This window comes from Qipengyuania vulgaris, assembly GCF_009827325.1.
In the GTDB taxonomy this organism is placed as follows: domain Bacteria; phylum Pseudomonadota; class Alphaproteobacteria; order Sphingomonadales; family Sphingomonadaceae; genus Qipengyuania; species Qipengyuania vulgaris.
Genome location: NZ_WTYC01000017.1, coordinates 1 through 11,163, shown reverse-complemented (window position 1 = coordinate 11,163; position 11,163 = coordinate 1). Strand labels below are relative to the sequence as shown.

At 63.5% G+C, this 11,163-nt stretch carries 7 protein-coding genes; 3 read left to right on the top strand and 4 right to left on the bottom strand.

What is annotated here, in order from left to right; all coding sequences use genetic code 11:
- Nucleotides 1–300: 300 nt before the first annotated feature.
- From GRI69_RS15595 to GRI69_RS15585, 3 genes are all read right to left on the bottom strand, one after another.
- Nucleotides 301–1,494 (bottom strand): IS91 family transposase, encoded by a 1,194-nt coding sequence (locus tag GRI69_RS15595; RefSeq protein ID WP_160726970.1) that lies wholly within the window; start codon nt 1,492–1,494, stop codon nt 301–303.
- 6 nt (nt 1,495–1,500) lie between these two features.
- Nucleotides 1,501–2,409 (bottom strand): tyrosine-type recombinase/integrase, encoded by a 909-nt coding sequence (locus GRI69_RS15590; protein ID WP_160726971.1) that lies wholly within the window; start codon nt 2,407–2,409, stop codon nt 1,501–1,503.
- Between the two features lie 188 nt (nt 2,410–2,597).
- Nucleotides 2,598–3,596 (bottom strand): YihY/virulence factor BrkB family protein, encoded by a 999-nt coding sequence (locus GRI69_RS15585; RefSeq protein ID WP_160729082.1) that lies wholly within the window; start codon nt 3,594–3,596, stop codon nt 2,598–2,600.
- Between the two features lie 225 nt (nt 3,597–3,821).
- On the opposite strand from GRI69_RS15585, the gene GRI69_RS15580 reads away from it, so the two are divergent.
- From GRI69_RS15580 to GRI69_RS16215, 3 genes are read left to right on the top strand one after another with little or no spacing between them, the layout of a single operon-like run.
- Nucleotides 3,822–6,071, top strand: coding sequence for an autotransporter assembly complex protein TamA (locus GRI69_RS15580; RefSeq protein ID WP_237453164.1), 2,250 nt, complete (start codon nt 3,822–3,824; stop codon nt 6,069–6,071).
- Nucleotides 6,071–10,279: a translocation/assembly module TamB domain-containing protein gene (locus tag GRI69_RS15575; RefSeq protein WP_160729080.1), complete on the top strand. Its 4,209-nt coding sequence runs from the start codon at nt 6,071–6,073 to the stop codon at nt 10,277–10,279. Before GRI69_RS15580 ends, GRI69_RS15575 begins: the two co-directional genes overlap by 1 nt.
- Nucleotides 10,279–10,467 carry a hypothetical protein gene (locus tag GRI69_RS16215; protein WP_237453163.1) on the top strand — a complete coding sequence of 63 codons (189 nt, stop codon included), beginning with the start codon at nt 10,279–10,281 and terminating at the stop codon, nt 10,465–10,467. Before GRI69_RS15575 ends, GRI69_RS16215 begins: the two co-directional genes overlap by 1 nt.
- A gap of 197 nt (nt 10,468–10,664) precedes the next feature.
- Here the strand turns inward: GRI69_RS16215 and GRI69_RS15570 are convergent, their stop codons facing one another.
- Nucleotides 10,665–10,958, bottom strand: coding sequence for a putative quinol monooxygenase (locus GRI69_RS15570; protein ID WP_160683805.1), 294 nt, complete (start codon nt 10,956–10,958; stop codon nt 10,665–10,667).
- Between the last annotated feature and the right edge of the window lie 205 nt (nt 10,959–11,163).

Below are 11,163 nucleotides of genomic sequence, written 5' to 3'. Positions count from 1 at the left end.
CGTTTAGAGTTTCGGACGCCGTGAGGCGTCGGAAAGTCGACGGTGCCCGAACCCGCGGGCCGCACGCGATGAGCTATGGGGATTTTGATTTCGGGTTTGTCCGGGCGTCTGCTGACGGTGCCGATAAGCGGACGTGCCTGAGAGCAGCCTGTCCGATTTTGTGGAGACACAGCAGCCGTGGGAAGCGCGTCCGTCCGATTTTGGCGATGGGACGACCGCTCTTGGACGGACGATATGCAGACGTCCTTGTCGCCGGAAGCGTGGCTGCGGCGGGGCGCGAGGGTGTCGGGCCGTGCCGGATCACGGCGTGGGCATGCCGGATGGGACGATCGGGTATGGCGGACCGCGCGGCAGGTGGCAGCGCTGGAACGTCTCGATGACGACCATGCGCCCGCCGCAGCAAGGGCATGCCGGACGCGGATCGGGCGGTTCGATGGAGGGCTCGTCCGTCGCCGGCGGTGCGATCGCTAGCAGCTGACGGGCGCGTTCGAGATGGGCTTTGCGGGTGCTGGCGGCGAGCAGGCCGTAGTGGCGGATGCGGTGGAACCCGCGCGGCAGGCAGTGCAGCAGGAAGCGGCGGATGAACTCGTCGGCGCTGAGCGTCATCACTTGCTGACGGTCTGGCGCGGAGCGGCGATAATCCTTGTAGCGGAACGTGACGCCGCTCTCGCCGAACCGGAGGAGACGGCTGTTCGAGATGGCGATCCGGTGGGTGTAGCGCGACAGATAGGCGAGCACTGCCTCGGGACCGGCGAACGGCGGCTTGGCATAGACCACCCAGCGCTTCTTGCGCACTGGCGACAGGTGGCGCAGCAACGCGCGCCGGTCAGCAAGAGGTGCCAGCTGGCTGAAGAAGGCGAGCTTACCGGCATCGTGCAGCGCCAGCAGCCGGGTGAGGAACAGGCGGCGGAAGAGTGCACCCAGCACTCGCACCGGAAGGAGGAAAGCCGGGCGGGAGGATATCCATCTCTCCCCGTCCAGCGCGATGCCGCCTCCCGGCACGATCATGTGGATGTGCGGATGGTGGGTCATGGCCGAACCCCAGGTGTGAAGCACGGCGGTGATGCCGATCCGGGCGCCGAGATGCCTGGGATCGGCGGCGATGGTCAGCATCGTCTCCGAGGCGGTCTTGAACAGCAGGTCGTAGAGGAGCGCCTTGTTGGTGAACGCGATCTCGGCGATCTCGGCGGGCAGCGTGAACACGACATGGAAGTAACCGACCGGCAGCAGGTCGGCCTCGCGCGCGGCGAGCCAGGTCCGTGCGGCGGCGCCCTGGCACTTGGGGCAATGCCGGTTGCGGCAGGAGTTGTAGGCGATCCGCCAGTGCCCGCAGTCGGTGCAGGCCTCGACATGCCCGCCCAGCGCGGCGGTGCGGCAGTGCTCGATCGCCGACATGACCTTGAGCTGCTGCAGGCTCAGATGCCCGGCATGGGTAGCCCGATAAGCTGGCCCGGCGGCACGCAAGACATCGGCGACCTCGAGTGAGGCGCGCACCGGCTCTCAGCCGCTTGGCGCCTTCTTGTCCGGTGCCGCGAGCGCGAGCCGATCGAGCGGGCTGACCACCGCCCGCATCGTCTTGGTCGCCACCTGGGCGTAGAACGCGGTGGTGCCCAGCTTGGCGTGGCCGAGCAGCACCTGGATGACGCGGATATCGACCCCGTCCTCGAGCAGGTGGGTCGCAAAACTGTGCCGCAGGGTGTGCGGTCCGACCCGCCTGGCGATGTCGGCTGCCTCGGCGGCTTCGACGACGACGCGGTGGAGCTGCCGTGTGCTGATCGGCAGCATGGCGCCTCGACCGGGGAAGAGCCAGCCATCGGCGTGGAGCACGCCCTGCTGCCGGCCCGCGCGCCACCAGTCGCGCAGCAGCACGAGCAACCCTTCGGGCAGCATGGCATTGCGATAGCGCCCGCCCTTGCCGCGTTCGATCCTGAGCAGCATGCGCTTGCTGTCGATATCGCGCACCTTGAGCGCCGCGACCTCGCCGACGCGCAGACCCGCGCCATAGGCGACCGACAACGCGGCCTGGTGCTTGAGGCAGGTGGTCGCATCGAGCAGCCGCTTCACCTCGCTCTGCGTCAACACCACCGGGATCTTGCGGGCGTGCGCGGTGCGGACCAGCTTACGGGCAAGCTCGGGACGGTCGAGCGTGTGAGTGAAGAAGAACCGCAGCGCCGACACGATGCTGTTCATGGTCGGCGCCGGGATGCCGGCGTCCCGCTGCTCGATCTGGAACCGCCGGACATCCTCGGCGGTCGCGGTGTGGGGCGAGCGCCCCAGCCAGGTCGCGAACCGCCCGACATCGCGCAGATAGTTGCGCTGCGTCTCCGGGCTGAACCGGCGCAGGGTCATATCTTCGATCAGCCGCTGGCGCAGCGGGCTGACAGGCCCAATCGGAATAATCTCGTTCATCGTTCGACTCCTCGGTTGAAGGAGCCACGATCGTCTGCCTCTCTCGGACCAGACGCTACGCCCGTCGTTCTACATCACCCTCACCACAAGCAACCATCCCGCGAAGCGGGTTCGTGCATCGGCCCATAAATTGTCATATCGGGCGAACCTTCCTACTCAAACGTCGCAAAGCGTAGACACCCTTTGCCTCAATTCTTGAAAGAGGACCTGATCTTATGAGATCGCAAGTGACGGCGCACGGCTCGACGTTCTGCCTTTTCCATCCACTGGCTAATGGAGAGCCCGCCTTCGGCCAAATCGGCGAGAACCGCGCCCCGATCTCCAATCGGCATTTCCAAACCGGTCGTCGTGTCGACCGTTGTTTGGCGCTCGATCTCGGCGTTCAGCAACGCACCACCAAGAACGCCATACGCGGACAGAAAAAGCCACATCAGGAAAACAACGATAGCGGACAACGACCCATACGTGGCGTTGTAGTCGCTGACATAAGCTACATAGAACGAAAATCCGAACGAGACTGCGATCCAGAGTAGTGTTGCGAGGAGCGCGCCGGGAGCGAGCCATAGCCATCGGGCCGGCTCTCGGTCCGGTCCGTAGCGCATGATGAGAGCAAAACCAGCGCTCCCGAACAGGATCGATCCAATCCAGGTCAGACACTTAATTGCAAACGCAGCTGCTTCGCCGAGCAGGTCACCGGCTTGCATTTGCAACCAGGCAAACATTCCGCTGCTGATCAATCCTGTCAATGCTACGAAAATGGCTGCCAACGTGAGCGCCGCCGCACGAAAATTTAGCGAAATAATGCCTCTTGTCTCGTGTTCTTCGTTGATGATGTTGAGTGCGCCAATCAGCCCGTTGGCGGCACGCATCCCTCCGAATACTGCGAAACCCAAGGCAATGGCGAGTGCCAGCCCGGTCACTCCGGCATTCGCCGTGACGACGCTGAGCAACTGGTTTTCGATGACCGCGGCCGCTTCGCGCGGGACCAGCTCGATGATGGACCGCATCTGTCTCTGGACGGTTTCGACGTCCCCAACCAATCCATAGACCATTACGGTCGCGGCGATGAGCGGCGTGAGCGCAAGGAAGGTGAAAAAAGCCACACCAGCGCCCAAAAGAGACAGATTGTGAAATCCCCACATAGTCCACACACGGCTAAGAATCTGTTTCCAAGCAGCTTTTGGCATCTGCCAAGGACTTTTTGCGGTTGCGCCGGGAGCGTGTTTGGGTGATGAACTTGCACCATGAGTGGGATTATCGGCCTCATCTGAGGCTTGCCGACCGCTTGGCGATGATCCGGTTAGTCCTTCGTTATGCACCTTGGGTCGCTTTCTATGGTCGTCGATAATTTGCCTCTTGTTCAAACACCTCCGCGAAAAAATCGTGCCCCGGTTCGGCCTTATGCTGTCTCCATGCTTGCATGCGCGCTCGCTATCGTTGCTAACCCAGCGCTGGCACAGGATGTCGAGCCGACGGGTGGTGATCCTTCAGAGCCTCCCGTTCCAGTTCCTCCTGCCGACGCGGACCTGCCCGAACTTGGCCCCGTAATAACCGATGAGGAATTCGAGGACACGATACCGGAACTGGACCCGCTTTCCGATCCTGAACTCGACTCACCGCTCGAGTCGATCGAGGAATTCGAGCGCCGGATCGCCGCGGCGCAGCCCGATGGCAATCCGGCCGCGGGCGAGGCGCCGCCACTCAACGACCCTGCTCTGGCTGACGGCGAGACGGTCGAAGAAATCGGCGATGCTCCGGTCCGTGATGCCGAACTGGTGGTTCCCCTTCCGCCGCTTGAACAGTTCGAAGTGGAGCCCGTCGAGTTCGCTCAGGACGAGAGCGACGAGGAGGTCGTCGAGATCGCCTACTCGGTTCAGGTGAACGGACTCGATGCGGCCGATGAACAAACGGACACGAGCCTGCGCGGGCAGTTCGATGATTTGTCTGCGCTCGAGGACGGCGACGGCGAAGCAGCAAATGTCGCGCAGGTTTCGGCGAGGCTGACCGAGGACAGCGCCTTGATGCAACGCATCCTCGTCGCGGAGGGTTGGTACGAGGCACGCGCTACGACGCGTGTTGATCGATCGAATGAGCCGGACGGACAGCCATTGACTGCAGTGATCGATGTCTTGCCGGGACCACGCTATGTTTTCTCCGACATCGTGATTGATGCGCCGCCTACCGAGCCAGCTAACCTCATCCGTGATAATCTGGCACTGCAAGTAGGCGAACCGATTATCGCCACGCGCGTGCAGGGGGCCGAAGCCCAGGTGGCGGTCACTCTTCCGCAAAACGGCTACCCATTCGCAGAGATCGGCCAGCGCGACATTCTGCTCGATCAGGAAACCGGCGACGGGGTTTATACCTTGCCGGTCACCACCGGACCACGTTCGCGGTTTGGCGAAATCCGCACGACGGGGAATCTGGCCTTCGACGCCGAGCATGTGGAAGTGCTGGCGCGCTTTGAGCGCGGCGAGCTCTACGACAGCCGAATGGTCGACGATTTGCGGCAGGCGCTGGTCGCAACGGGCCTGTTCAATACCGTCTCGGTGCTGCCCGAAGAGAGCGGAGAAGCGGCAGGCGACGGCACCGAATACGCGTCCATCCTCGTCGAGCAGGATGCCGGGCCACCGCGCACCCTGGCCGGAAGTGCGGGCTTTGGGACGGGGCAAGGCTTCAGGATCGAAGGCAGCTGGACTCACCGCAATCTTTTTCCGCCCGAAGGCGCGTTGATTGCCCGCGCGGTGGCGGGGACGCAGGAACAGGGGGCGGGCCTGACATTCCGCCGCTCCAACGCGGGCAGGCGTGATCGCACCTTTCAGGCGTCCGCTGAGGCGCTTCACAGCAACTACGACGCCTACGAGGCGTTTACCGGACGCCTATCCGCGCTGGTGAGCTACGATTCGACCAATATCTGGCAGAAGCCCTTCACCTATGCTTACGGCGCGCAGCTGATCGGCACCAACGAACAGGACTACGACCTAGCTCTCGGAGAACTTGATCGCCGCACTTTCTTCATCGGCGGGCTGATCGGCCAGGTTGGCATCGATCGTACAGACAGCCTGCTCAATGCGCGCGAGGGATTCCGCATTACCGCGCTGGTCGAACCGGAAGGCTCGCTGGAAGACGGCTTCACGCCCTATGTGCGCGCGCGGGTGGACGGATCGGCCTATTTCTCGCCGACCGACGCGATCACGCTGGCAGGCCGGGTGCGCGTCGGCACAATTCAGGGCATTGAACGGTTCGACCTGGCGCCATCGCGCCGCTTCTATTCAGGTGGTGGCGGATCGGTGCGCGGCTTCGGCTACCAGCAATTGGGTCCGCGCGTCGTTTATCCCGATCCGGATTTCGAGCCCGATCCGGACGAACCGGATGAGGAAGCGCCACTCATCTACCGGCCTCTCGGCGGGCGCAGCCTCAACGAAGCGGCTGCCGAAGTCCGTTACCGCTTCGGCAATTTCGGCGTCGTCGGGTTCGTCGATGTCGGGCAGGTCTATGAAAGCACGGTCCCCGATTTCAGCGATTTGCGTTTCGGTGCCGGCGTTGGCGGGCGCTACTATACCAATTTCGGTCCACTACGGCTCGATGTCGCGATGCCGCTCAACCGGCGCGAGGGCGAGAGCAAGTTCGCAGTCTACGTCTCGATCGGACAAGCATTCTGATGGCCGAAGACACGCTGATCGAACCACCCTGCCGCAACCGCGCGCCGACCGTAGCCAAATGGGGCGCGATCGTGATCGGCGGCTTGGTGCTCCTGGTGGCGGCGCTTCTGATCGGCCTCAACACGGGTCCGGGCAAACGGTTCGTCGCGGACCAGATCGGCGCGCTGGAGTTCGAGAACGGGATGGGAATCAATGTCGGGCGGATCGAGGGTTCGCTCTACGGCGAAATGATCCTGCACGACGTGTCGCTATCCGATCCCAAAGGCACCTTCCTGACCTCGTCCGAGATGCGGATGGACTGGCGCCCGTTCGCCTTCATCAATAGCCATATCGATATTCGTTCACTGACATCGCGGCTGGTAACGCTGCAACGCCTGCCCGAATTCAACGAGACGCCGCCATCCGAAGATCCGCTGCTGCCCGATTACGACATCGATATCGGCACGCTCCGGATCGACAGCTTCGTCGCCGAAGCGCCGGTCAGCGGCGAGCGCCGGGTGGCGTCGCTGGCGGGCGAGGCGCATATCGCCGATGGTCGCGCGCAGGCCAGATTCGATGCCGTGACCACAGCGGGCCAAGGCCGTGCGGGAGGCGACCGCATCGCGCTGCTGCTCGACGCCCTGCCCGAGGAAAACAAGCTCGATCTCGACCTCGACTTGAATGCACCCGGTGACGGCGTGCTCGCGGCAATGGCAGGCCTGACCGAGCCGGTCCGCATCCGCCTCAATGGCAATGGCAGCTGGGACGCGTGGAACGGGCGGCTCGACGCCAACCTCGCCGGTAGCGAGTTCGCCCGACTGAAGCTCTCCGCGCGCGAGGGAACTTTCGCCGTACGCGGTCCGACCCGCATTGCGCGGATGTTCGAAGGGCCTACCGCCGCCCTGCTCGGCCCGGTGATGAATATCGACATGACCGCCACGCTCGACGAGCGCCGCGCAACGCTCGCGGGCAATCTCGGCAGCGACGCCTTCCGCCTCAACACCAATGGGCTGGTCGATCTTTCGGACAACAGCTTCGAAGATCTCAAGCTCGCGTTCGTGCTGCTGAAGCCCTCGGCAATGGCGGAAAACCTGCGCGGCAGCGGACTGCGCGCCATGCTGACACTTAACGGCGAATTCGCCACTCCGCGAGTGCAGTATGCGATCAACGCAAATCGCCTCGTCATGAACGACATGGGGCTGGAAAACCTTCGCGCGAGCGGCGAAGCGACGGTCGACGCCGACCGGATCATGATACCGGTCGAAGCCAGCGTCTCCCGGATCGAGGGTCTCGACACCGTCGCGGGCGGAACGTTGCGCGATGTCCGCCTCGCGGGCGACCTCGCAATCGACGGCTCGCGCATCCTGTCGGACAACATGCGGATCCGTTCGGACCGGATCGATGCCGGGCTGATCCTGCTCGCCGATACCTCCACCGGTCTCTACACCGGCGCGATCGACGGCAGGATCGACAATTACAGGGTGGAAAGCGTCGGCATCTTCAACATCGAGACCAACGTCGATCTCGAATCGCAGGACGGCGGTTTCGCGCTGGCGGGCCGGGTCCGCGCTCGCTCGACCAGCCTGTTCAATGAGAGCGTGCGCAATTTCCTCGGCGGCAATGCCGTTGCCGCAAGCGATGTGCGCTATGGACCGGACGGAATCATTCGCTTCTCGAACCTTTCGCTGCGTGCTCCCGCCGTGCGCATAGCTGGCGGCAATGGCTTCTACGCGCCAGACGGACGGCTCGCGCTCAATGCCGACGGCATCACAGATGCCTATGGCCGGGTCGGGGTGCGGGTGGCGGGGACGCTCACCGATCCCCAAGCCGTGGTCACCGCCGAGCGGCCAGATTTCGGCATCGGCCTCGCCAATTTGCGCGCGGAGATCACCGGTACACGGAACGGCTACCGGCTCGATGCCACCGCCGATACCGATTATGGCCCGCTAACCGCAGATGTCGTGCTCGGGACGGGCAATCAGCTGACGCTCGATATCAATAGCGCGAACCTGGCCGGAATAGATTTCTCCGGCTCGCTGTCGCAGACTCCGGCGGGGCCATTCGCTGGCCGGCTCGATGCCAATGGGCGGGGCGTGGCGGGGATAGTGCGTCTCGACGCGGTCGGGCAATATCAGCAAGCGCTGGTCAATCTGCGCGCACGCGACACGATGCTGCCCGGCCCCGCCAACCTCGCGATCGGTTCGGCAATCGTGGATGCGAGGATAATACTCTACGACCAGCCTTACATCGTGGCCGATGCGCAACTTGCACAGACGGTCTTCGGCAGTCTCAACCTCAACGCCGCGCGCGCCAAGATCGACTATCGCGACGGCAGCGGCACCGCGAAAGTGCTGGCGGAAGGTGTCAGCGGAGTGCCGTTCCGCGTCGCCGCGAATGCCGAACTCCGGCCCGACCTGTGGCGCGCCGCGCTCAAGGGGCGGGTGCGCGGGATCGACTTTGCGACCACCAGTCCGGCGCGTATCATCCCGCGCTCGGGCGAATACGAATTGCTGCCCACGCGGATCGATTTCGGCCGTGGCAATATTCGGCTGGCGGGCACGTACGGCGCGGGGGTCGAACTCCAGAGCCGCCTCGATTCGCTTGATCTGACGATGATCGACGCCTTCGTGCCTGGGCTCGGCGTCAACGGGCGCGCCACCGGCAGTCTCGATTTCAGCCAAGCCAATTCTTCCGCTTTCCCGCGCGCGGACGCACGCTTGCGGATCGCGAATTTCAGTCGCACCACGGCAGTGTCGGTCAGCCAGCCGGTCGATATCAACTTCGTCGGCAAGCTGCTTCCCAACGGCGGCGAGGCACGCGCAGTTATGCGCCGGCGTGGCAGCGTGATCGGGCGAATGACTGCCTCTCTCACTCCGCTGCCGCCCGGCTCGGGCAGCTGGACGACGCGCCTACTGGCGGCGCCGCTCGACGGCGGGATCCGCTACAACGGGCCGGCGGATACGCTGTTCTCCTTTGCCGGCCAGCCCGACCAACGGCTGTCGGGTCCGATCGGTGTGGCGGCGGATTTCTCGGGACGGGTGCAGAGTCCGCAACTGGCCGGCATCGTGCGTGCCAGCAATCTCACCTACGAAAATCAGACCTATGGCACGCGGCTGTCGAACATGGCCATTGCCGGGCGCTTCAGCGGCGATCGGTTCGAGATCGAACGGCTGACCGCGACCGCAGGCGACGGCACCGTCAGTGCGCAGGGCTATGTCAGCCTGGCGGAAGCGAGCGGCTATCCGATGAATGTCGAGGTCGCACTGGACGATGCGCGGCTAGCGCGGAGCGACGCGCTGTCCGCCACGGCGACCGGTAATCTGCGGCTGGCCAAGGCGGCCGGACAGACTGCGCTGCTGTCGGGCGAAATCACCTTGCCCGAAACGCGCTACGAAATCATCCGCCAGGGTTCGGCGCAGGTGCCCGAACTCACCGGCGTGCGCTTCAAGCCCCCGCGCGGACCGAAGCGGATAACGGGCGACGAGTCAGCCGAACCGCAACCCGGCCTGTTCGACCAGCTGCGGCTCGATATCGCGCTCAATGCTCCGGAAAGGCTCTATGTTTCGGGTATGGGGCTCGAATCCGAATGGCGGGCCGATATGCGCCTTGGCGGCACCAGTAACGCACCGCGCATCTCGGGCGACGTCGAACTGGTTCGCGGGACGCTTGGTTTCGCCGGTCGCTCGTTCGAACTGAGCGACGGGCGCGTGGACTTCACCGGCGGGACCTCGATCGATCCGGTCATCCGCCTGACGGCCACCGAGGATATCGAGGACGTCACGGTCAACGTGAACATCACCGGCCGGGCCTACGATCCGCAGATTGCGTTTTCGAGCGTACCCGGCCTGCCGCAGGACGAAATCCTGTCGCGCATCCTGTTCGGCAGCTCGATCGGCAACCTCTCGACGATCCAGGCAGTGCAGCTCGCCGCGTCGCTCAACTCGCTGCGCGGCAGCGGCGGCGGTCTCAATCCGCTCGGCAAACTGCGTTCCGCAACCGGAGTTGACCGCCTGCGCATTCTCGGTCCCGACGATACAAGCGGCCGCGGAACCGCCCTCGCTGCGGGGCAGTATTTGACCGATGACATCTATGTCGAATTCATCACCGATGCGCGCGGATTCACCGCCACGCAGCTCGAAGTGAGCCTGACGCCATTCCTTTCGATACTCAGCCAAGCCGGCGGCTCAGGAGCCACGAATGTGAACATCCGCTACCGGAAGAACTATTGATGCGTAATTTAGTAGGCCTGCTCGCACTCTTCGCTGTCTGCGCGTGCAAAAGCGAGCCGACTTTCGACGAGCGCTACGAAGCTGCGCAAGAGCAAATCACGGACAAAGCAGAAGAACTGGATCACGACTTGGACACCCCTTCCGCGGCTGAAACTGAAGTAGCAAAGGAAAATAAGTCCAAGAATTAATCTGCAGGAGGCTAACGCGCGAAGTCCGATGGCCGACTTACCGTTCTAAGCGCCATTCGCGGACCGACCGCTTACGGCCCAAAAATGGCTGGCCATCAACGTGCCTTTACAGCAGTTACACTCGGCAGAAGCGGTTAAACCCACAAGCAGCCGTTGCTTCGACATCAAATCGAAATGACAGGACCGGCGGGCGCGCCCTATTTCGCGGCTAGAAGCGTGAGCTTATGGATCTGAGGCGGCTCGGCGAACAAATCTTCCGCCTTTTCCATTAGTGCAGCAGCCACTTTACCGTCGAGATGAGCCTGTCGATCCTCCTCAGTGTCAAAGGTATCGAAGATGGCGTAAGCGCCGGGGCCTTCTTCGATCGCATACCATGTCAGCGTCCCGGGCTCGTCTTGCACGAGCGGGAGTGCCGACTTGAGGAAAGCAGCGATGTCACTCTCCCTGCCGGGTTTGGCCTTCAAAGGCACGTAAAGAGCTAGTTTGGGCATGATCACCTCCTAGATGGGGCGGCCGGGTAAGTCGGCCAACGCTATAACGAACAAGTAGGTCGAAAGGGGCCCGCGCGCCGACCATGCATTTTGAAAACGGGGGTTCAGTGTCGGCAACCCGCACTGCGCTTAGAACCGGCGCGGAGGTCACTGCAATCACGGACATAAGGGCGATCACATTCAGCGCGATGCCGCAAATGAACGT